This window comes from Mesorhizobium sp. M0306, from assembly GCF_040321655.1.
Taxonomy (GTDB): Bacteria; Pseudomonadota; Alphaproteobacteria; order Rhizobiales; family Rhizobiaceae; genus Mesorhizobium.
Window position 1 is genome coordinate 52131 of record NZ_JAMYRY010000018.1, and the last position, 21525, is coordinate 73655.

The window sequence follows — 21525 nt, forward strand, 5'->3', positions numbered from 1 at the left end:
TATTGCTTCTGCCCCGTCCGGTGTCAGGTCCTTTGAACCCAGGCGCCGCTGGCGGGGCTCCAGCATGCCTGCGCCGAAATATGATGGTTCTTGGCGTAAAGGACAAGACCGTAACCAAACGTAATGCTCCGTGAAGTGCGGGAGATCCGGTTTTATTGGCCTTCCCGGCCGAAACATTAACGAGATTTAATCGAAACCGGCTCTGGCTCAAAGATTCCGCAGCACCGGCGCCGCCTTGTGGCCCAGCACCCGCCACGTGCCGGCGAGGCCGATACCGACCGTGACCACCAGTGAAAAGCCGATGGTCGCCACCGCCACCTCGGGCATGAAGTGCGATGGCAGCGTCATGATGCGCGCGACGACGAACCATGCCGCCACACCGCCCGCCGCCAGCGCGAAGATCGCGGTGGCAAGGCCGATCAGCATGTATTCCAGCGAAAAGGCGGCGATCAGTGTTCTCCTGGTCGCTCCCAGCGTCTTCAGCACCACCGCGTCGTGGATGCGGGCCCGGTTGCCGGCGGCGAGCGCCCCGGCCAGCACCAGCACCGAGGCGATCAGCGCCACGCCGGCCGCTGCCCTGATTGCCGTGCCGAGCTGCGCCACCAGCCGGTTGACGATTTCGAGCGCGTCCTTGACCCTGACCGTCGTCACCGCTGGAAAAGCCCGGGTGACGGCGTTGAGAAGACGCGCATCGTCGGCCGCCGACGCATTCGTCTCGGTCAGCGTCGCCAACCAGCCATGCGGCGCCCCGGCAAATGTGTTGGGCGAGAACACCATGACGAAATTGATGCCCATGGTTTCCCATTCGACCTGGCGGAAATTGGCGATCTGGGCCGTGATGTTGCGGCCGAGCACGTTGACGGTGATGGTGTCGCCGAGCTTCAGCCCGATCTCTTTGCCTTCCTCGGCGGAAAACGAAACCAGCGGCTCGCCGGAATAGTTCTCCGACCACCAGCTGCCCTCGGTCAGCGTCGCATTCTCCGGCAGCTTTGCGTCATAGGTCAGGCCGCGATCGCCGCGCAGTACCCAGGCGCCTTCGGCCGGAACCTTGACCTTGTCGACAGCGACGCCGTTGAGCGCCATCACCCGGCCGCGCAGCATCGGCACCTTGATCAGCCTCCCCTGCGGTGCCTCTTTGCCGACCAGCGCAGAGAAAGCATCGACGTCGCCGCTCTGGATATCGACGAAGAAGAAGTTCGGCGCCCGTTCCGGCAGGCTGCCCGAGATCTGCCGCCTGAGATTACCGTCGATCAGCGCCAACGTCACCAGCAGCGTCAGCCCGAGGCCAAGCGACAGAACCACCGATGGCGTCAAGGCGCCTGGCCGATGGATGTTGCCGATGGCGAGCCTGAGCGCGGTCGAGCGCACGCGCGGGCTTTTCTTCGCCGCCCACTGCACCAGCGTGCCGACGACACGCAGCACCAGGAACGACAAGACCGTGGCGCCGACGAAGATCGAGGCAATATGGCGGTCGCCGGAAAACAGGATCGCCAGCACCGCCAGGAGCAGGGCGATACCCAATGCCGCGGCGATATAGAGCGGGCGGGGAAAACCCCGACCCTCGAAACCCATTTCGCGAAACAGCGCCGTTGCCGGCACGTCGCGGGCACGGCCGAGCGGCAGCAAGGCGAAAGCCAGCGTCACCAGCAGCCCGAACAGCGCTGCCATGCCGAGGGCGCCGGGATAGAACCCACCTTCCGCCGGCACCGGAATAACCGATTGGAGTGCCGCGCTGGCCGCGAACGGCATCAGCGCGCCAAGCACCAGGCCCAGCGTGATGCCGAGAGCGGCGATCATCAGGATCTGCACCAGATAGACGGCAAAGACGAACCCCCCCGAAGCCCCCAGGCTCTTGAAGGTGGCGATGACGCCGCGCTTGCCGTCGAGATAGGCACGCACGGCATTGGCCACGCCGACGCCGCCGACCACCAGCGCCGTCAGCCCGACCAGCGTCAGGAATTGCGAGAACCGCTCGATGTTGGACGACAGCGCCGGCGCTGCGTTGCTGCGCGTGCGGATCGACCAGCCGGCCTGCGGGAACTCTTTTGCCGCCTGCTCCTGGATCGCCTTGATCTGTGCCTCAGTGGTGCCGCCGGGCAGGCGGACCTTATAGGCATTCTCGACCAGGCTGCCCGGCTGGATCAGGCCGGAAGCGGCAAGCCCGTCGGTCGACACCATCAGCCGCGGCGCAAAGCCGAAGCCATCCGACACCGCATCCGGCTCGTTGACCAGCCTGGCGCGCAGCTCGAAGGTCGCGCTGCCGAGCTTCAGCCGGTCACCGATGCCAAGGTTCAGCCGCTCGAACAAAAGGTCCGGCGCCGCGGCGCCGAAGACTCCGGATTTTTGGTCGAACAGATCCTCTCGCGACAGCACCGGCTCGGTCTCCAGCGCGCCATAGAGCGGATAGGCGCCGTCGACCGCCTTGGCCTCGACCAGCGCTTGGTCGGAGCCGTCCTCGAGCCTCGCCATCGAGCGCATGTTGGCACTGTGCGAAACCGTGCCAAGCCGGTCGAGGAAGCTGCGTTCGGCTCTGGTAGGATCGCGCTGGTTGAGCTGGAAGCGGAGATCGCCGCCGAGCAGCGTCTGGCCCTGGTCGGCAACACCGGCGGAAATCGCTTGCGCCACCGAATTGACGCCGCCGATTGCCGCGACGCCGAGCGCGATGCAGGCAAGGAAGATCAGGAAGCCGGACAGCCCGCCACGCATTTCTCGCAGCGAAAACCGAAAGGCGAGCCTCAGCGTTTGCGACAGCGGCATCAGGCGGTCACCTTGTCGGCCCTGGTGGCCGGCTCAGGCGCGTCCTCGATCAGCCCCGACCGCATCGACACCTGGCGCGAGCAGCGCGCCGCGAGCACCGGGTCATGCGTGACCAGCACCAGCGTCATGCCGCGTTCGGCCGCCTTGGCAAACAGCAGGTCGGCGACGTGCCGCCCCGTCGCCTGGTCGAGATTGCCGGTCGGCTCGTCGGCGATCAGGATGCGCGGCGACGGCGCCAGCGCCCGGGCGATCGCCACGCGCTGCTGCTCGCCGCCAGACAATTCGCCGGGGTAATGGGTGACGCGATCGCTGAGACCGACCGCCGCCAGCTCGCGCGCCGCCACGCCGAACGGATCGACATGACCGGCAAGCTCCAGCGGGACGGCGACGTTTTCCAGCGCCGTCATATTGGGGATGAGATGGAAAGACTGGAACACGATACCGATGTTTCGTCCCCGAAACGATGCGATCTGATCTTCGCTTTTGCCGTTGAGCAGCTCGCCGGCAATTCGTACCGCCCCCGAATCGACCCTTTCAAGCCCGGCCAAGACCATCAGCAATGTCGACTTTCCCGAACCTGAAGGTCCAACGATGCCGGTTGCCTCGCCGGCCGCGACATCAAGGCTGACGCCCTTCAGCACATGGACCGAGGATGCACCTTCGCCGAGTGTCAGCGATACGTCTTTCAGCGAAATGACGGCTTCTTCCAAAACAAATCGTCCTATATGGGGGAATGAGGGCAGAGCATCAGATGCTTGACAAAGATGAAAACCTGCCTTCGCAAACCGATGTTCCTCGTCATATGGGGCCTGCCGCATGGCTTTCAAACACACCTTTGCCGCAGCCTTCGCCCTTTTTCTCACAATCTGCGGCGCCATTCCGTCGGCGCGCGCCGAGCCCTTCACCATTGTCGGTTTCGGCGACAGCTTGATGGCAGGCTTTGGGCTCGGGCCAGGGGAAGGCTTTACCGAAAAGCTGCAGGCGGCGCTGCGCGCCAAGGGCTACGATGTCACGGTCACCAATGCCGGCGTCTCCGGCGATACGACGAGCGGCGGCCTGTCGCGGCTCGACTGGTCGGTGCCGGACGGCACGCAACTGGTCATCCTGGAGCTCGGCGCCAACGACATGCTGCGCGGCGTTTCGCCCGCCATAGCGGAAAAGAACCTGGACGCCATGCTGGCAAAGCTGAAGCAGCGCAAGATCGCTGTGTTGCTGGCCGGGATGCGCGCGGCGCCCAATCTCGGCGCCGATTATCAGACCGCCTTCGACGCGACCTTTCCGAGACTGGCTGAAAAATACGGCGTGCCGCTCTATCCTTTCTTTCTCGAGGGCATCGCCGGCCAATCCGTCCTGCAGCTCGAAGACGGTCTTCATCCAAACGCCCGAGGCGTCGACCGCATCGTCGAGGGTATCCTGCCCAGCGTGGAGAAGACCATTGAAGCGGTCCGGGGCAATTCCTGAAGGCGAGGGTTCGCCGCCGCAACGCCTTCCGCAGGGGAAGCTTTTAGGCAGGCCTGCGACCAACAAACCCCTTGCCCCGTTTGAATATCGATGATTCGCTAGGGCAAGAGTTCGATTCGAGGACAGGAGGCTTCCCATGCCGCGTCTTTTTACCGCCCTCGAAATACCGCGTGATGCCGCTCTTTCGTTGTCCCTGCTCAGGGGCGGCCTGCCTGGAGCCCGCTGGATCGACGTCGAAAACTATCATCTGACGCTGCGCTTCATCGGCGATGTCGAGGGCCATGTCGCCGACGAGATCGCCAACGCGCTCGACCGTGTTCACCGCCCGTCCTTCCCGCTGACGCTGTCCGGCGTCGGCGCCTTCGGCCAGAAGAAGCCGCATGCGGTGTGGGCCGGGGTCGCCGCTTCGCCCGATCTTTCCGCATTGCAGGCCGAGATCGAGCGCATCTGCCAGCGGCTCGGCATCCCGGCCGACCCGCGCAAGTTCATGCCGCATGTGACGCTGGCCCGCCTGCGCAATTCGAGCCCGCTCGACGTCGCCCAGTATCTGTCGGCGCGCGGCAATTTTTCGACGCTGCCGTTCCGGGTCGGCCGCTTCGTGCTGATGTCGTCGCGCGACTCGGTCGGCGGCGGGCCTTACGTCGTCGAGGAAGCTTGGCCGCTTTCGGGTGCCGACAGCCGCGTCGCCAGCCGTTTGGTCGGTGCCGCCGACGCTTCGCGGATCATGCGGTAGACGGACATGGCCAGGGAGAAACTTGCAAAGGAAGCGATCAGCGCCGAACTTGCCGGCCTCGACGGCTGGTCGCTGGCCAAGGATGGTGGCTCGATCACCCGCACCTTCACCTTCAAGAATTTCTCCGAAGCCTTTGCCTTCATGACCCGCGTCGCCCTGGCGGCGGAGAAGATGGACCACCATCCCGACTGGTCGAACGTCTACAAGACGGTAAACGTGACCCTCAACACGCACGACGCCGGCGGCCTGACGGCGCTGGATTTCGATCTAGCCAGGAAGATGAACCGCTATTTCGGCGGCTGAGCCTATCTGCACCTTGCAGCGAGGTTCAGCTTTCACCACATTTTGCCTCGCGGTCACGCGTGAAGTCACGCGACGGCGGCAAGGAGAGATTGATGGCGCAAAAATCCGGTTTTGATTTCTTCGGCCTCGGCAGCAAGCCGGGCAATGAGAGCGAAGTGCGCGAAAAGTTCTGGCGTACGGCGAAGAGGGCCGCCCGGCAGATCCCGTTCATGGAAGAGGTGGTCGCCGCCTATTACTGCGCCATGGACAAGAAGACGCCGCTGCGCGCCAAGGGCACCTTGCTGGCTGCGCTCGGCTATTTCGTGCTGCCGACGGACGTCATCCCCGATTTCATCCTTGGGCTAGGCTTCACCGACGACATCGCCGTGCTGACCGCCGCGATTACCGCCGTCAGCGCCCACATCACGCCGGCGCACCGGCTCGCCGCCAAGCAGGCCATCGCCGACAAGAGCTGAGCCGGTGCGACGCAAAAAATCGCGCGAGATCCGACTTTCCGGCCGTCAAACCCACCGCCGCACCCGCGCCTTGTAGGCGCGATAGACATCTCCGAACTTCCGCTCGAGGTAGCGCTCTTCCGGCTCGATGACGCCGGTATTGATCACCCACAGCAGGGGGATGACGAGCGCGATAGCCCAAAGACTTCCGGCCGCGACGCCGAGGCCCAGATAGATGAGGGTCGCTCCCAGATAGAACGGGTTCCTGGTCCGCCGATAGACCCCGTCGACGACCAGCGCGGTCGTTGGCAAGGTCGGTGGTATGTTGGTTCCAGCGGCCTGAAAGCGGCCCGCCGCCATAAAGATGAGCACAAAGCCGCACACCGCGAGCACAGCGCCGGCCAGATAGCGGGCGAGGGCCTGCCCGGCCATGACCGGGAGCGGCGCGAGCACCTCGAGCACGGTTGCCGCCGCCAGGAAGCCGAGGAAGATCAAAGGCGGCAGCGCAATGACCCCGGGCACGTCAGGCGCGCCCGATCCGCCTGCCATCTCTCCGCCATCCGACCGTGGCACCGCGCCGCTGGCCGCCGCGCGGACGGCGACACGAATGCCGAACACGATCGCCAGGACGACTGTGCCGCCCGCCAGGATCAGGACTGTCTCAGAAATGGCCATGGCCAAATCTCCCGTAAGCCGCCAAGGAGGGCACCCTGGCCGAGTGCCGTGGCGGCGAACGCAGACATGGTACCGCCTGCAGGGAAATTCGTCACGCACCTCAAAAAAGCGAGAATCGCCGCAAGACCTAGCTGCTTGAAAAGTCAAACTCTTGCCGTTTTCGTGGCCTCCAAGTCGCGGCAGGGACATTGCGCCAGCCGCTTTTTCGAGCGGCAGCGCGAAGACGGCGGCGGTTTCCTGGCGTGAACATCCTTTTCTCAGGGGAATTCACCGTTTGGTAACCCAGATTAAATCAAAATGAAGCGACGGGCAGGACGCCGGGCCGGCCTGCCGCCGCACCAGTGGAATACGGGAAAAGCGATGCGCGGATTGATTGCTATAGTTTCCAGCCTGGCCCTGGTGGCCTTGACGGTGCCCGCGCTGGCGCAGTCGGCAACCAAGATCGGCCAGCACAATGCCTGGGGCACCTACAGTTATCAGGCGTCGGGCGGCGGCAAGGTCTGCTATGTCCTGACGGTGCCAACCGACAAGCAGCCGCCGACGCTCGATCACGGCGATATGTTCTTCTTCGTCAGCCAGCGGCCGGGGCAGCAAGTGTCCTACGAGCCGCAATTCATCGCCGGCTATACCTTCCAGGAGGGTTCCAAGGCCACCGTCACCATCGACAAGAAGTCTTTCTCGATGTTCACGCGCGGCAAGTCGGCCTGGGTCGAGAACGCCGCCGAGGAGCCGGTGCTGATCGCCGCAATGAAGACCGGCACCGACATGAAGGTGTCGGCCAAGTCCGGCCGCGGCAACACCACCACCTACGTCTTCTCGCTGAAGGGCATCTCGGCGGCGCTGGCCTCGATCGCCAAGTGCAAGTAGAGTCCTCGTCCGGGATGTTCACTACCTAACACAGCAGCGTAAAGGACCCAGCGGTCGTGCGGTCTTTCCTTCTCCCTTGCGGGAGAAGGGAGAACCCGGCATGACTCCGCCGCTAACCTGTGCTATGCGCCGCGCTTCATTTCGGGCACGATGCTGTAATCGGCCGCAAATCGCTTATATTGGCGCAACAATGACCCTTTCATTCGATCTTACCGCCGAAGGCGCGCGTGACGCGTTGCGCACCCGCACGACGCCTGAAAAGCCGTCGCTGATCGGCTTGACGCGCGCCGAACTCGGGGCCGCCCTTGTCGCTGCCGGCATCGTGCCGGAGCGCCAGGCGAAAATGCGCGCCCAGCAGCTCTGGCATTGGATCTATGTGCGCGGCGTTTCCGATTTTGCCGGCATGTTCAACATCTCCAAGGATCTGCGCGCCGCGCTCGACAGGCATTTCACCGTTGCCAGGCCCGAGATCGTCGAGGAGCAGATTTCCTCCGACGGGACGCGCAAATGGCTGTTCCGCTTTCCGCCGCGCGGCGCCGGCCGGCCGGTCGAGATCGAGACCGTCTACATTCCCGAAGAAGGCCGCGGCACGCTCTGCATCTCTTCGCAGGTCGGCTGCACCCTGACCTGCTCCTTCTGCCACACCGGCACGCAGAAGCTGGTGCGCAACCTGACCGCCGAGGAAATCCTCGCCCAGCTTTTGACCGCCCGCGATCGGCTCGGCGATTTCCCCGACCGCGACACGCCCGACGGCGCCATCGTGCCGGCCGAGGGCCGGAAGGTGTCCAACATCGTCATGATGGGCATGGGCGAGCCGCTCTATAATTTTGAGGCGGTGAAGAAGGCGCTGCTGATCGCTTCAGACGGCGACGGGCTTTCCCTTTCGAAGAGGCGCATCACGCTCTCGACATCGGGCGTCGTGCCCGAGATCTTCCGCACCGGTGAGGAGATCGGCGTCATGCTGGCGATCTCGCTGCACGCCACCAATGACGATCTGCGCGACCTTTTGGTGCCGATCAACAAGAAGTATCCGCTGAACGAGCTGATCGCTGCCTGCCGTGCCTATCCCGGCCTGTCCAACGCCAAGCGGATCACCTTCGAATATGTGATGCTGAAGGACGTCAACGATTCCATCGAAGACGCCAAGGCGCTGGTCAAGTTGCTCAAGGGCATTCCGGCCAAGATCAATCTGATCCCGTTCAATCCGTGGCCGGGCACCAACTACCAGTGCTCGGACTGGGAGACGATCGAGAAATTCGCCGACTACATCAACAATGCCGGCTATGCCTCGCCGATCCGCACGCCGCGCGGCCGCGACATCCTCGCCGCCTGCGGCCAGCTCAAGTCGGACTCCGAGCGCATGCGCAAAGTCGACCGGCTGGCGCTGGAAGCGATGATGATCGCGGGGCACGGCGAGGCGTGAATCGCCTCGTCGCCTATCTGATCCGCTTCGCCGTCATCCTTGTCGGCTATGGCGTTGCTTCGCTGGCGGCAAGCGCCTTCCTTAACATCATGTTCCTGGCGTCTCTTGGGCTGATGACGGACGAGACGCAACCGGCGGCGCAGGCTTCGCTGTGGTTTTCAATCCCCTTCGTCGCGCTGTTCGTCGCCTATTTCGCTTTCATGCCGGCCGCCATCGCCATCCTCGTCTCCGAGATCCTTGGCCGGCGTGACTGGCTGTTCTATGCGCTGGCGGGTGCTGTGGTCTCGGCGGTCTTCCTTGGCTTCGTCCACCAGACGGCCGATGCCAATTTCGAGGTTACCAATACCAGCGTCATGCTGGCGGTGATCGGCTGCGGCATGGTCGGCGGTATTTTCTACTGGCTGAGCGCCGGGCGCTCGGCCGGAAGCTGGCGTCAGATCGGACGCCCTATTTCGCCTGGGCCGTCAGGATCTTGAGCGCGAAGGCCGAAAAAACTCCGGCAAAGAGATAGTCGACGACGCGCGTCACGCGCGGGCTGGATTTCATCGCGGCCGAGAATTTTTCCGCCGCCAGCACCATCGGCGCCGTCACCGGGATCGCCAGCACGACGAACATCGCGCCGAGGAAGAACAGCTTTCCCGGCGCGTTGGGATCATGCGCGGAGACGAATTGCGGCAGGAAGGTCATGAAGAACAGGATGATCTTTGGGTTGAGCAGATTGACCCCGAGCCCCGCCGCCCAGCTGCGGAACAGCGATATCTGCGGCCCGCTCTTCTTCTCCGGTGAAAACGCCGACCCTTTTGTGATCGCCTGCCATGCCAGGAAGACCAGATAGCCGGCGCCGAAAATCTTCAGCACGAAGAACGCCATCGGCGAGGCGACGATCAGCGCCGAGACGCCGACCACCACCAGCGTGGTGTGGATCAGCGTGCCGCACAAGGCGCCGGCCATCGAGGCAAAGCCGGTGGCGCGGCCCTGACTCAGCGTGCGCGACACGAACAGCGTCATATCAGGCCCAGGCGTGATCGCCAGGATGAAGGTGGCGATGGAGAACTGGATAAGCGTCGTACTGTCGGGGATGAAGGACATGGTTCGTCTCGTAGCGGCAAAAGACGGCGCAGCCATACCGCAAGAGCCGTGTCCTCGCCAGCCTCCGGGCGATACAGCATCTGGTCCAGGCATCGTTCGTCCCTTGCGCTGGCCTAAAACGCCGTGATACCTCGCCCGCGAAGAACCCCTGTCGCGGAACCGCCCACCATGTCGAAAGCAAAAGCCGTCAAGAAAGTCGTGCTCGCCTATTCCGGCGGCCTTGACACCTCGATCATCCTGAAATGGCTGCAGACCGAGCTCGGCGCCGAGGTCGTCACCTTCACCGCCGATCTAGGCCAGGGTGGCGAACTGGAGCCGGCTAGGCGCAAGGCCGAGATGATGGGCATCAAGGATATCCGCATCGTCGATGTCCGCGAGGAGTTCGTATCCGATTTCGTCTTTCCGATGTTCCGCGCCAACGCTGTCTATGAAGGCACGTATCTGCTCGGCACCTCGATCGCCCGGCCACTGATCTCGAAACATCTTGTCGAAATCGCCAGGGAGACCGGCGCCGACGCGATCGCCCATGGCGCCACCGGCAAGGGCAACGACCAGGTGCGTTTCGAGCTCTCGGCCTATGCGCTCAACCCCGACATCAAGGTCATCGCGCCCTGGCGCGACTGGTCGTTCAAGTCGCGCACCGATCTCATCAACTTCGCCGAGCAGCACCAGATCCCGGTGCCGAAGGACAAGAAGGGCGACGCACCCTTCTCGGTCGATGCCAACCTGCTGCACTCCTCCTCCGAGGGCAAGGTGCTGGAAGACCCTTGGAGCGAGCCGCCGGAATTCGTCCACCAGCGCACCATCTCGCCGATGGATGCGCCCGATGAGGTCACCGAGATCGAGATCGAATTCCTCAAGGGCGATCCGGTTGCGCTCAACGGCAAGAAGCTGTCGCCGGCGACGATGCTGGCGGCGCTGAACGATCTCGGCCGCGACAATGGCATCGGCCGGCTCGACCTGGTCGAGAACCGTTTCGTCGGCATGAAATCGCGCGGTGTCTACGAGACCCCCGGCGGCACCATCCTGATATCGGCCCACCGGGCGATCGAATCGATCACGCTCGACCGCGGAGCCGCCCATCTCAAGGACGAGTTCATGCCCCGCTACGCCGAGCTCATCTACAACGGCTTCTGGTTCGCGCCCGAGCGGCTGATGCTGCAGGCGATGATCGACAAGAGCCAGGAAGACGTCGAAGGCACGGTGCGGCTAAAACTCTACAAAGGCAACGTCATGATCACCGGCCGCAAGTCGAGGAAGACGCTCTATTCCGACGCGCTGGTCACCTTCGAGGACGACCGCGGCGCCTACGATCAGAAGGACGCCGAAGGCTTCATCCGCCTCAACGCGCTCAGGCTGCGCACGCTGGCGGCGCGCAACCGCAAGGGCTGATATTCCAACAGGCCAAATGCTTAGACGAGTTAGGAACCCGGTGAATACGCCGGGTTTTATTTGGCGTACCTAATATAATCGAGGCCGCGCCCTCAGATCGTTTCCTGTTTGACCTTCCGATGGTTTAATCTTACTTGTCTTGCGCATCGGAGTGCTTTGACAAGTGAAAAAACAGAATTTTTCTTATGCTTGCGGCGGTGGCCGTCTTTACCGGATGTCAATCGACGCAACCCCCGTCGGGGCAAACATCCAAATTCCATACCTGCAAAAGTTTTGACGGCCCCTTCCAGATTCCCGCTTCCCAGCAATGCCCGTTGAGCGGCTACGCGCAGGGTCCCCGAGTCCCGACAGTCATCGAGGGCAAGCCAAAGGCGGCTACCCCGGCCCCGCTGAACTCCAAATTCCGTACCTGCAAAAGTTTTAACGGCCCCTTCCAGATTCCCGTTTCCCAGCAATGCCCGTTGAGCGGCTACGCGCAGGATTCCGGAGTCCCGGTAGTCATCGAGGGCAAGCCAAAAGCGGCCACCCCGGCGCCATAACGCTCAAGTTTCGCACCTGCAACGGTGTTGACGGCACCTTCGAGGCTCCCGTTTCACAGAAATGCCCCTTGAGTGGCTACGCGCATTATTGAGAGTGATATGCCCAGGCGCCTGGCCACTCTTAGAACCGGTTTCCTGCCCGCGTTGGCTGTTCTCGCGAACTTGGCTGTCGCCAAAGCCAACGACTATGACCCCGCCTCGCTCGACCTCGCCGCGCTGATTGAATGTAGGGCCGACGCGCCGGCCTACGGCGGGTTCGCCTTGTGGCTGAGCGGTGAGCCCGGCGCGGCGGAAAAACTTGGTTGGAAGGAAGTTCCCGCCGGCAATCCCTTCCTCCGGCAATATCAGCTGCCTGCACCGGTCCGCGTCTTCGGCCGCGAGACGGCGTCCGTCGTCTTTGCCGCGACCGGGCCGATGGCGGTTCTCGACGGCGTTTCCGCACCGGACCTTGCCCGCGAGCTCGGCATCACACCCGAACTCGCGACACCGGACAAATTCCTTGGCGAGAAGGTGCTCGTCGAAAGCAGCGAGGAAGCGGACGGCATGACATTTTCCATGCGCATTGCGCTCAATGTCTCAACCGTTGATTCACATCCCGGCACGGTGCTCGCCGGCTGCTCCTATGCGCTCGACGTGAAATAGAAAGCCCGGCGCGTGGCCGGGCTTTCTGCCGAAGAGCAATTCCAGGAAAAGTGTGAAACGGTTTTCCGTCCGGAATTGCGTTAAAACAAAGCTCTAGAGTTTTCTGTCAGTCGGCATCGATCGCCGTGGCCATGCGGGCGATGGCCTGTTGATAGACGCTCGCCGAATTCCAGCCAGCAATTGCGCCGATATTCGCCTGCGCGCTGGCGCCCGGCCGCCAACCATGACCCTTGAGGAAGTTGGCGGTGGAAGCCAACGCAGTGCTCTTGTCGCGCAGATTTTTGTTGCCTACGCCATACGTCAACACATTTCCGGGCAGGAACTGCGTGTGGCCAATCTCGCCATGCGCGGCACCAACCGACGAGGCGCTCAGCGCTCCGCGATCAACCAGCTTCAGGGCTGCAATGGCATGCGGATAGAAGAACTCCGGACGGCGGCAATCATAGGCAAGCGTTAAAATGGCAGAGACCGTATTCTGGTTGCCCATGGCGGAACCGAAGCCCGTCTCCATACCCCAGATGGCGAGCAACACACCCGGCGACACGCCGTAGGTCCCTTCGATCTTGTCGAACAGCGCAGCATTGGCCTTCTTCAGCGCACGGCCCCTGGCAATGATCGCGGACGCGCCACGGCGCTTCATGAAAGCTTCCACCGAGCCGCTGAAAGCCTTATGGATGGCGCGGTCGACGGAGATCGTCTTTGTCGCGTAGGTTGCGCGGGCCAGAGCGGCCAGACCCTTCGAGCCGACACCGTCGGCCTTGGCCTCCGCGGCAAACTCCGGTTTCCACGCCTCGAAGCCGGCGCCGTTTTTGCCACAACTGGCCGCCGCCTGCGCGCCCGTCGCCAGCGCAAGCACCGCCACCACCGTGGCCACTACAAACATCTTCCCCTTGGCAAGAAATGCCATGCTGCTCTCCTGGTTGCCTGAATCACGTTCCCAATTGCGAATTTGCCAGCGAAACACCTGCTTGTCACTGTCCCGGCGCTGCGCCGATGCACTCAATACAGCAGGAACTTCAAATCCACCACACTGGCGGATGTCCGGGAATTTGCCTACGATCAAGTAATTATTGTGGCGGGGACAGAATAAGCATGGAAGACGTTGATGTCGTGATCATCGGCGCCGGTTCGGCCGGACTTTCGGCTGCCAAGACCCTGCGCGCCGCCGGTTTTTCCTTCAAATTGTTGGAAGCGATGAACCGCATCGGCGGCCGCGCCTGGACCAGCGACCAGCATTTCGGCGTGCCGTTCGACATCGGCTGCGCCTGGCTGCATGCCGCGGACCGCAACCCCTACTTTCCCGAGGCGAAAGCCGCCGCCTGGACGCTTCATCACCACGACATGAATGTCGATCATCTCTATTACCGTGAGCGAAAGGCAAGCGAAGCCGAAGAGGCCGCGATGAAGGTGGCCGACGCAAGGCTGTTCGAACTGGTGGCGGCACATCAGGTGAGGGAAGGCGACGATGACCGCCTTTCGGCGTTGCTCGCCAAGGGACACGCGCCGCGCGCCGCCGCAACCTTCGCCGGGCCGATGGATTTCGGCGCCGACGAGGACGAGATATCGATCCGCGACTTTCAGGCCGCCGCCGATCTCGATCCGAACTATTTCACCAGGGAAGGCTTCGGTACGCTGGTTGCCCGCTTCGGTGCCGACGTGCCGGTGGAACTGTCGACGCCGGTGCGCAAGATCATCTGGGATGGGCCGGGCGTAGCCTGCGTCACCGATCGCGGCACCATCCGCGCCAAGGCTGTCGTCGTCACCGCCTCGCCGGCAGTGCTCGCCTTCGAGGAGGTTGCGTTCTCGCCTGCACTCCCCGATGCGCATTTCTCCGCCTTCTTCGACCTGCCGATGGGCATGCTGACCAAGCTGCCGGTCGAAATATCCGGCACAAGGCTCGGCCTGGAGCCGTTCGACGATTTGCTAATCGAGCGGCTGGCCAGGCACGACATCTACTTCGCCTCTGCTTTCCCTTCGACCTCGATCTGATGGTCGGTTTCGTCGGCGGCGATTTCGCCTGGGAGATGTCGGCGGCGGGCGAGGCGGCCGGCATCGACTTCGTCGTCGACCGGCTCTGCGGCATCTTTGGCGGCGACATACGAAAGCATGTCGGACGCGCAATGATGACCAATTGGGGCGCTGAGCGGTTCGTGCGCGGCGCCTATGCGGCGGCGCGGCCCGGCCGCTCGCAAGCGCGCGCCACGCTGATGCAGCCGGTGGCGGAAAAGATCTTCTTCGCCGGCGAGCATTTGGCCGGTCCGCTGATGCAGACCTGCGGCGGCGCCAGATTGTCGGGCGAGGCAGTGGCCAAGGAGGTCGTCGCCCAGCTTGCGGCAAAATAGCATCGGCCGGCAGGAACGCGGGCAGCTGACAGGCGTTTGGCGTTCTCCTGCTCGCATCGTCCTCCGCATTTCGAATGATTTGAGACGCCAATGAAGCTTTTCGACTGCCCGCATTGTGGCCACCGTCTCTATTTCGAGAACGCGCAGTGCCTGAACTGCGCCAGCCTCGTGCTTTATGATCCTGAGGACGCGCGCTTCGCGCTGCCCGGCGCCGATGCCTTTCACTGCACCAATGCCGACGAATGCGCCTGCAACTGGATGGCGGAGCCGGGCCACGCCTTCTGCCGCGCCTGTGCGCTGAACCAGTTGATCCCGGATCTGTCGGTCGACGGCAATCGCCGCCGCTGGATCCGTGTCGAGGCGGCAAAGAAGCGTGCCGTCTATTCGCTGCTCGCTTTCGGCCTGCCGGTCGCACCCAAGCAGAACCCTAGCGACGAGATCGGCCTTGCGTTCGATTTTCTTGCCGATCCGATCGGTGGCGGTCCCGGCGGCGAGCGCATCCTGACCGGCCATGACAACGGCCTGATCACGCTCAACGTCGCCGAGGCGGACTCGGCTGAGCGCGAGCGGCGGCGCGTCGAGATGGGCGAAAACTACCGCACGTTGCTCGGCCATTTCCGCCATGAGCTCGGCCATTATTACTGGGACCGCCTGATCCGTGACGATCCGCAGAAGCTTGCCGGTTTTCGCGCCTTGTTCGGCGACGAACGCGCCGACTACGAACAAGCGCTGAAAACCTATTATGCCGATGGCGCGCCGCCCGACTGGCAGCAGCGGCATATTTCGGCCTATGCGACGTCGCACCCATGGGAGGACTGGGCCGAGACATGGGCGCATCACATGCACATCACCGACACACTGGAGATGGTGCATGCACTGAATTTCCCGCTCGGCCGGCTGGAGACCGTTGAAGCCAACGAGTTGCCGCGCGCCGATACCGGCGGCGAGCTGCAGCCGGCACCATCGGAACCCGCCGCCAGGCCGGAGCCTTTCGAAAGGATTCTCGACCGCTGGCTGGTGCTGTCGGAGGCGTCCAACTCGATCAACCGCTGCATGGGCCTGCCCGATCTCTATCCCTTCGTCATCTCGGACGTGGCGGCGCAAAAACTTGCTTTTGTTCACGAGCTTTTGACCGACCTGCCGAAAACTACTGGAACAAATCGTGAGCCGGCCGAAGCCTTTTAGCCGGAACGCATGCGGCTTTGCTTCGTTTTCCGTCCCAAGGGACTGTGAAACGGAGAGAAAATCATGAAACGCATATTGTTTCCGGCGGTGGCCGGAGCGCTCATAGCGATGTCGGGCTCTGCTTTGGCCGACACCGCCGTCTCGGCCATCACCGATCTCAATGTACGCGCCGGCCCCGGGCCGCAATATCCGGTCATCGGCGTGCTCGCCGCCGGCCAGTCGGCGACGCTCGACGGCTGCATCGCCAACAGCAAATGGTGCACCATCGCCGAGGCCAACGGCCAGGGCTGGGTCTATTCCGACTATGTGACGGCCGATTTCGGCGGCAGCCGTGTGGTTCTGACACAGCGTCCGGCCAGCGCCGACATTGCCGTCGTGACACCGCCTGCCGATAGCGCCGAATACTCCGACACTTATACCGGAGCGATCGTTGCCGGCGAGGCAATCGAGCCCATCCGGCGGCCGCCGGCCGAGATCCGCACCTATGTCGAAACGAACCGGCTCGATCCGGTTTATCTCGAAGGCGAGGTGGTTACCGGCGCGACTTTGCCCGACACCGTCGAGCTGCGCGAGATACCCGATTATGATTATCGCTACGTCTATGTGAACGGCCAGCCGGCGCTGGTCGATCCGAGCAGCCGGCGTATCGTGTACGTCGTGCGCTGACGTCGCAAAACAGGGCGGTCGCCCTGTAATGGCGGCCGCTCACACCCCGACATTGCCACAAGCCGGCATTGCCGCTGCAATACCGGTTTCCACATCGGGCCCGATGTCCTAGACCTTGCGAGCCGAAGCACCAGCCAGCGAGCCCGCGTGATCATCGACCCAACCGCCTTCCAACAGTACCGGCACACCGCCAACAACAAGACCACCTTGCCGCGCCTTGTGCTTGGAACGGTGGTCGTCGTCCTGTTCTGGCTCGGAACCACTGCCGCCGTGCTGTTCGGCGGCACCTATGCCTTTGCCGTGTGGCAGGCGTCGTCAGGCACCGCCCCGCCAGGGGTGGTGCAGGATTTCATGGCCTCTCCCGCGGGCATCCTCGCGGCGCTGGCTTCATTTGCCGGAATCTGGCTCGGCCTTTGGGCTGCCATGCGCTGGATCCATCGCGAGAAGCTGACGGTCCTGATCGGCGTCAGCCGGCGCATTTCATGGTCAGGGTTCCTGAAAGGGTTGGCCGCGGTGCTGATCACCTCGCTGCTTTCCGAGATCCTGCTTTATGGTTTGCAGCCCGACATCGCGCGCGGCGCGATCGGCCTGTCCTCGTGGCTTTTGTTCCTGATCCCGATCGCCGCCCTGACCTTTCTGCAGACCTCGTCGGAGGAGATGCTGTTTCGCGGTTATCTGCTCAGGGGTCTGGCCAGCCGGTTCCAGAACCCATTCATCTGGGCGCTGCTGCCGGGATTGCTGTTCACCTCGCTACATTGGAGCCCAGGTTCGAGCCCCGCGATTAATGCCTGCGTGCTGGCCTCGATCGCCGCCTTTGCGCTGTTGCTGACGCTTCTGGTCTACGCAACCGGCAATCTCGGTGCCGGCTTTGGCGCCCATCTCGGCAACAATCTGACCGGCTTCCTGCTGATTTCGCATCAGCAAAGCTATAATTCTTTCGCCCTGTTCAACGCCAAGCCGCTCGAAGCCGCCGGTTGGACGACTTTAGATGCCGCCCTCATCGCTGCGATCGGCATCGTCAGCAGCCTGTTGACCGTTTTGCTGCTTTTGCATCCGCGCTCGCCGCTGAAGGTCGAGCCGGATATGGCCCGCGCCAGCAGCGTGCGCTGATGCGCCTTGCCTGGTCGTTCTGAGCATATCTGGCGCAAAGCTTGACCAAAGCTTGACTCTGCGGGTGATTTCCTGTCTACACGCCGCGAATTCCGCGACGAGTATTCCTCCGAGCAAACCGACCGGGACGCCGAAACCTCTTTGAGGTGAAGTGCTGTAAATCGATCCCGGAGGCCAACACCCGGCAGCGCTGTGCGCCCCCGGGTGCTTTTTGGCTTTGGGCTTTGCCCGGACCGGCTTTTGCTTGGACAGTTGGCGCGAACGCATTACCTCTCGGGCATCATCCGGGTGCCAGGGAAAAGGAAAAAGAATGTTTGAATCGCTACAGGAACGCACAAGAGGCGTGGAGGGCCATCGGCCCGACAGGGATCAAAATGAATCCAAGGCGCTGTCGCGCGGCGGGTTGACCAATGTTTGAGTCCCTACAAGAGCGCCTTGGCTCCATCCTGAACGGCCTCACCGGCCGCGGCGCCTTGTCGGAGGCTGATGTCTCGGCGGCGCTGCGCGAGGTTCGCCGTGCGTTGCTCGAGGCCGACGTGGCGCTGGAAGTGGTGCGTTCCTTCACCGACAAGGTGCGCGAGAAGGCCGTCGGCGCCGCCGTGGTCAAGTCGATCAAGCCCGGCCAGATGGTCGTCAAGATCGTCCATGACGAGCTGGTCGAGATGCTCGGCGCCGAGGGCGTCGCCATCGACCTCAATGCACCGGCTCCGGTCGTCATCATGATGGTCGGCTTGCAGGGTTCCGGCAAAACGACGACCTCGGCCAAGATCGCCAGGCGCCTCACCGACCGTCAAAACAAGAAGGTCTTGATGGCCTCGCTCGACACGCGGCGTCCCGCCGCGCAAGAGCAGCTCCGCCAGCTCGGCGAGCAGGTCAAGGTCGCCACATTGCCGATCGTCGCCGGCCAGACGCCGGTCGATATCGCCCGCCGCGCCGTGCAGGCTGCCAAGCTCGGCGGCCATGACATCGTCATCCTCGACACTGCCGGCCGCACCCATATCGACGAGCCGTTGATGGTCGAGATGGCCGACATCAAGAAGATGTCGTCGCCGCACGAGATCCTGCTGGTCGCCGATTCGCTGACCGGCCAGGACGCCGTCAATCTGGCAAAAAGCTTCGACGAGCGCGTCGGCATCACCGGCCTCGTGCTGACCCGCATGGACGGCGACGGGCGCGGTGGTGCGGCGCTCTCGATGCGTGCCGTCACCGGCAAGCCGATCAAGCTGATCGGCACCGGCGAAAAAATGGACGCGCTGGAGGAATTCCACCCCAAGCGCATCGCCGACCGCATTCTCGGCATGGGCGACATCGTCAGCCTCGTCGAAAAAGCAGCCGAGAACATCGACGCCGAACAGGCGGCGGCGATGGCCAGGAAGATGCAGTCGGGCAAGTTCGACCTGAACGACCTCGCCGGCCAGCTTCAGCAAATGTCGAAAATGGGCGGCATGGGCGGCATCATGGGCATGATGCCCGGTATGGGCAAGATGAAGGACCAGATGGCCGCCGCCGGTCTCGACGACAAGATGTTCGGCCGCCAGCTCGCCATCATCTCGTCGATGACCAAGGCCGAGCGCGCCAACCCCGATATTCTGAAGCACTCGCGCAAGAAGCGCATCGCCGCCGGCTCGGGTACCGACGCCGCCGAAATCAACAAACTGTTGAAGATGCATCGCGGCATGGCCGACATGATGAAGGCGATGGGCGGCAAGGGCAAAGGCGGCGGCCTGATGCGCGGCATGATGGGCGGGCTTGCTTCCAAGATGGGGCTCGGCGGCATGATGCCTGGCGGCGCAGGCGGCATGATGGGCGGCGGCATGCCGGACCTCTCCAAGATGGACCCCAGGCAGCTCGAAGCCTTGCAGAAGCAGGCGCAGGCGGCCGGGCTCGGCGGCATGAAGGGCCTGCCCGGTGGTCTTCCCGCCGGCGGTGGCCTGCCTGGGCTGCCCGGTGGCATGAAACTTCCCGGCCTGCCGGGCGGTGGCGGGCTGCCTGGCCTCGGCAAGAAGAAGTGAGGGCGCCATGAACGAAGAGAAGGACATGGCGGACGCGCGTGCGGCGCTGGCCAATTATCGCGCCTCGATCGACAATATCGACGCGGCGCTGATCCACATGCTGGCCGAGCGCTTCCGCTGCACCAAGGCGGTCGGCGTGCTGAAGGCGGAACATGGCCTGCCGCCTGCCGACCCGGCGCGCGAGCAGGAGCAGATCGCCCGTCTTCGCCAACTGGCCAAGGACGCCCATCTCGACCCGGATTTCGCGGAGAAATTCCTGAACTTCGTCGTCCGCGAAGTGATCCGCCATCACGAGCAGATCGCCGCATCCAACGGCGTGACGAAAACCGGCTGAGGACCAGCCACCAACCGATCAACCAAATCAGAGCTTTTAGGAGAAAAGAAATGCCACTGAAAATCCGATTGGCCCGTGCGGGCTCGAAGAAGCGTCCCTATTACCATGTCGTCGTCGCCGACGCGCGTTCGCCGCGCGACGGTCGTTTCATCGAGTCGCTCGGCTCGTGGAATCCGCTGCTGCCCAAGGACGGCGAACGCGTCAAGGTCGACGCCGAGCGCGTCAAGCATTGGCTGTGGCATGGCGCCCAGCCGACCGACCGCGTGCTGCGCTTCCTCGATGAAGCCGGCATCGCCAAGCGCGAAGCCCGCTCCAACCCGAAGAAGGCTGAGCCCGGCAAGAAGGCGCAGGAGCGCGCAGCCTTGCTGAAGAAGGCTCAGGAAGATGCCGCCGCGGCCGTTGCCGCCGCTGCAGCCGCGCCGGCCGAGGGGGAAGCCGCCAGCGCCGAATAAATCATCTCCACAACCGCGAAACGGCGGGCCTTGCCCGCCGTTTCGTTATTGCATCCATATGATGCGGCCCGATCAATAGCCTTCCGGGCAGCTCGCAACGTAGACACGACCGTTGCGATCGCGATAGCGGCATTGGCCGCTTTCGCTGGCACGGCCAATCAGCGCACCGGCCAAGGCGCCGGCCGCACCGCCGATCACCGCGCCCTGGGTCGGGTTGCCGGCCACCGCAGCGCCGACCGCCGCACCGCCCAGGCCACCAACTGCCGCGCCTTGCTCAGTACGGGAGCAGGCGCCGAGCGGCACCAGCAAGGCCATCAAAATCATCACCTTTTTCATTGTCGTTCCTCTCCAACAGGGTGCCGTCCTCGCCGCTGCACCCCCTAACTCGCAACCAGGCGATTTGATCCAAAGAAGAAGATCGGCTGCCGCCCGGCGGCGCTCAATTTGATCCAAAGAGTAGAAAGGCGGACCGCGGCCGCTCTGGCGGCGTGGCCGCCATCGAACGGCTTCGAAGCCGCTGCTATTGGCTGAACGGGAATAACGCGCGCAGCCTTGGATCGCGCAGATACAGGCCGCCCCAGAGGATGGCGCCGAGATAGACGCCGAACAGTATGTGCGAGAACAAAGGGCTGCCGATACGCACATGCGTGGCGATGGCGCCGCCGAGATAGGCGGTGAGTAGGATGGCGCCGAGCACCGAGGTGCGCGGCAGCGCATAAAGCGCTGTCGAGACCAATCCAATGATGCCGAGCATGCGCGAGATATTGGCATCGGCCGGCCAGCCGAGCTGCACCATGGTCTGGGTGACGATTTCGAGCGGTGGTAGCTTGATGACGCCGTCGAAGATCATGAACAGCACGATGACGGCGCTGAGCACGCGACCGGCCCACAGGGCGCGCGGTGAGACAGGTGCTGCCTGAGACATGGTCATTGAGTTCCTCCGGTCGTTTCGAGCACTGGCTCTTCTGCCAGCTCGAACCAAGGACGCGGCCCATGACGGCAATCCGACACGCCTCCAGCTCTTTTTCAGCTCCGGGGGACGGCGACCTTGGATGTGCAAGTTCAGTCAGCAACGAGCCTGGCCAAGTCCACCTTGTGGGGTGAGGTGG

General features: G+C 63.4%; 24 protein-coding genes. 17 read left to right on the forward strand and 7 right to left on the reverse strand.

What is annotated here, in order from left to right; genetic code table 11:
- Window positions 1–207: 207 nt before the first annotated feature.
- Both NKI95_RS22220 and NKI95_RS22225 read right to left on the reverse strand, forming a co-directional pair.
- On the reverse strand, window positions 208–2757 hold the full coding sequence (locus NKI95_RS22220; protein WP_352719377.1) for an ABC transporter permease: 2550 nt from the start codon (window positions 2755–2757) through the stop codon (window positions 208–210).
- The gene (locus tag NKI95_RS22225; protein ID WP_352719378.1) at window positions 2757–3467 is read right to left on the reverse strand and encodes an ABC transporter ATP-binding protein; all 711 of its coding nucleotides are present in this window, start codon (window positions 3465–3467) and stop codon (window positions 2757–2759) included. The genes NKI95_RS22220 and NKI95_RS22225 overlap by 1 nt, the downstream gene beginning before the upstream one ends.
- A 106-nt stretch (window positions 3468–3573) precedes the next feature.
- Between NKI95_RS22225 and NKI95_RS22230 the strand changes: the two genes are divergently transcribed.
- The 4 genes from NKI95_RS22230 to NKI95_RS22245 all read left to right on the forward strand — a co-directional run bounded on the left by NKI95_RS22230 (window position 3574) and on the right by NKI95_RS22245 (window position 5709).
- Window positions 3574–4218, forward strand: a complete 645-nt coding sequence (locus NKI95_RS22230; protein WP_292665168.1) for an arylesterase — start codon at window positions 3574–3576, stop codon at window positions 4216–4218.
- 136 nt (window positions 4219–4354) lie between these two features.
- Window positions 4355–4951: an RNA 2',3'-cyclic phosphodiesterase gene (gene thpR, locus NKI95_RS22235; RefSeq protein ID WP_352719379.1), complete on the forward strand. Its 597-nt coding sequence runs from the start codon at window positions 4355–4357 to the stop codon at window positions 4949–4951.
- Between the two features lie 6 nt (window positions 4952–4957).
- Window positions 4958–5254, forward strand: coding sequence for a 4a-hydroxytetrahydrobiopterin dehydratase (locus tag NKI95_RS22240; RefSeq protein ID WP_292665165.1), 297 nt, complete (start codon window positions 4958–4960; stop codon window positions 5252–5254).
- 92 nt (window positions 5255–5346) lie between these two features.
- On the forward strand, window positions 5347–5709 hold the full coding sequence (locus tag NKI95_RS22245) for a YkvA family protein (protein WP_352719380.1): 363 nt from the start codon (window positions 5347–5349) through the stop codon (window positions 5707–5709).
- Between the two features lie 45 nt (window positions 5710–5754).
- On the opposite strand, the gene NKI95_RS22250 is transcribed toward NKI95_RS22245, so the two are convergent.
- On the reverse strand, window positions 5755–6363 hold the full coding sequence (locus NKI95_RS22250) for a methyltransferase family protein (protein WP_352719381.1): 609 nt from the start codon (window positions 6361–6363) through the stop codon (window positions 5755–5757).
- 360 nt (window positions 6364–6723) lie between these two features.
- Between NKI95_RS22250 and NKI95_RS22255 the strand changes: the two genes are divergently transcribed.
- The 3 genes from NKI95_RS22255 to NKI95_RS22265 all read left to right on the forward strand — a co-directional run bounded on the left by NKI95_RS22255 (window position 6724) and on the right by NKI95_RS22265 (window position 9129).
- Entirely contained in the window at window positions 6724–7230 is a 507-nt protein-coding gene (locus tag NKI95_RS22255) for an invasion associated locus B family protein (RefSeq protein WP_352719382.1), read from the forward strand.
- A 190-nt stretch (window positions 7231–7420) separates the two neighbouring features.
- Window positions 7421–8653, forward strand: coding sequence for a dual-specificity RNA methyltransferase RlmN (rlmN, locus tag NKI95_RS22260; protein WP_352719383.1), 1233 nt, complete (start codon window positions 7421–7423; stop codon window positions 8651–8653).
- Window positions 8650–9129, forward strand: a complete 480-nt coding sequence (locus NKI95_RS22265) for a hypothetical protein (RefSeq protein ID WP_352719384.1) — start codon at window positions 8650–8652, stop codon at window positions 9127–9129. Before rlmN ends, NKI95_RS22265 begins: the two co-directional genes overlap by 4 nt.
- Here the strand turns inward: NKI95_RS22265 and NKI95_RS22270 are convergent.
- Entirely contained in the window at window positions 9101–9742 is a 642-nt protein-coding gene (locus NKI95_RS22270; RefSeq protein ID WP_352479689.1) for a LysE family translocator, read from the reverse strand. The genes NKI95_RS22265 and NKI95_RS22270 overlap by 29 nt on opposite strands.
- Before the next feature lie 168 nt (window positions 9743–9910).
- On the opposite strand from NKI95_RS22270, the gene NKI95_RS22275 reads away from it, so the two are divergent.
- Both NKI95_RS22275 and NKI95_RS22280 read left to right on the forward strand, forming a co-directional pair.
- Window positions 9911–11134: an argininosuccinate synthase gene (locus NKI95_RS22275; RefSeq protein WP_352719385.1), complete on the forward strand. Its 1224-nt coding sequence runs from the start codon at window positions 9911–9913 to the stop codon at window positions 11132–11134.
- A gap of 638 nt (window positions 11135–11772) precedes the next feature.
- The gene (locus NKI95_RS22280) at window positions 11773–12315 is read left to right on the forward strand and encodes a hypothetical protein (RefSeq protein ID WP_352719386.1); all 543 of its coding nucleotides are present in this window, start codon (window positions 11773–11775) and stop codon (window positions 12313–12315) included.
- 106 nt (window positions 12316–12421) lie between these two features.
- Here NKI95_RS22280 and NKI95_RS22285 read toward each other — a convergent pair whose 3' ends face one another.
- Window positions 12422–13222 (reverse strand): lytic murein transglycosylase, encoded by an 801-nt coding sequence (locus NKI95_RS22285; RefSeq protein WP_352466610.1) that lies wholly within the window; start codon window positions 13220–13222, stop codon window positions 12422–12424.
- Between the two features lie 185 nt (window positions 13223–13407).
- Between NKI95_RS22285 and NKI95_RS22290 the strand changes: the two genes are divergently transcribed.
- The 8 genes from NKI95_RS22290 to rpsP all read left to right on the forward strand — a co-directional run bounded on the left by NKI95_RS22290 (window position 13408) and on the right by rpsP (window position 20416).
- The gene (locus tag NKI95_RS22290) at window positions 13408–14304 is read left to right on the forward strand and encodes a flavin monoamine oxidase family protein (protein WP_352719387.1); all 897 of its coding nucleotides are present in this window, start codon (window positions 13408–13410) and stop codon (window positions 14302–14304) included.
- Window positions 14304–14657 (forward strand): FAD-dependent oxidoreductase, encoded by a 354-nt coding sequence (locus NKI95_RS22295; protein ID WP_352719388.1) that lies wholly within the window; start codon window positions 14304–14306, stop codon window positions 14655–14657. The genes NKI95_RS22290 and NKI95_RS22295 overlap by 1 nt, the downstream gene beginning before the upstream one ends.
- Window positions 14658–14747: 90 nt before the next feature.
- Entirely contained in the window at window positions 14748–15842 is a 1095-nt protein-coding gene (locus tag NKI95_RS22300) for a zinc-binding metallopeptidase family protein (RefSeq protein WP_352719389.1), read from the forward strand.
- A gap of 63 nt (window positions 15843–15905) precedes the next feature.
- On the forward strand, window positions 15906–16508 hold the full coding sequence (locus NKI95_RS22305) for a DUF1236 domain-containing protein (RefSeq protein WP_352466507.1): 603 nt from the start codon (window positions 15906–15908) through the stop codon (window positions 16506–16508).
- A gap of 147 nt (window positions 16509–16655) precedes the next feature.
- On the forward strand, window positions 16656–17618 hold the full coding sequence (locus tag NKI95_RS22310; RefSeq protein WP_352719390.1) for a CPBP family intramembrane glutamic endopeptidase: 963 nt from the start codon (window positions 16656–16658) through the stop codon (window positions 17616–17618).
- Between the two features lie 410 nt (window positions 17619–18028).
- Complete coding sequence (gene ffh, locus NKI95_RS22315; RefSeq protein WP_352719391.1) at window positions 18029–19630, forward strand: signal recognition particle protein; 1602 nt, start codon at window positions 18029–18031, stop codon at window positions 19628–19630.
- Window positions 19631–19637: 7 nt separating this feature from the next.
- On the forward strand, window positions 19638–19964 hold the full coding sequence (locus NKI95_RS22320; protein WP_254817890.1) for a chorismate mutase: 327 nt from the start codon (window positions 19638–19640) through the stop codon (window positions 19962–19964).
- 50 nt (window positions 19965–20014) lie between these two features.
- Window positions 20015–20416: a 30S ribosomal protein S16 gene (gene rpsP, locus NKI95_RS22325; RefSeq protein ID WP_352719392.1), complete on the forward strand. Its 402-nt coding sequence runs from the start codon at window positions 20015–20017 to the stop codon at window positions 20414–20416.
- A gap of 72 nt (window positions 20417–20488) precedes the next feature.
- On the opposite strand, the gene NKI95_RS22330 is transcribed toward rpsP, so the two are convergent.
- Window positions 20489–20752 (reverse strand): YMGG-like glycine zipper-containing protein, encoded by a 264-nt coding sequence (locus NKI95_RS22330; protein ID WP_352466510.1) that lies wholly within the window; start codon window positions 20750–20752, stop codon window positions 20489–20491.
- A 184-nt stretch (window positions 20753–20936) separates the two neighbouring features.
- Window positions 20937–21347 (reverse strand): DoxX family protein, encoded by a 411-nt coding sequence (locus NKI95_RS22335; RefSeq protein WP_352719393.1) that lies wholly within the window; start codon window positions 21345–21347, stop codon window positions 20937–20939.
- Between the last annotated feature and the right edge of the window lie 178 nt (window positions 21348–21525).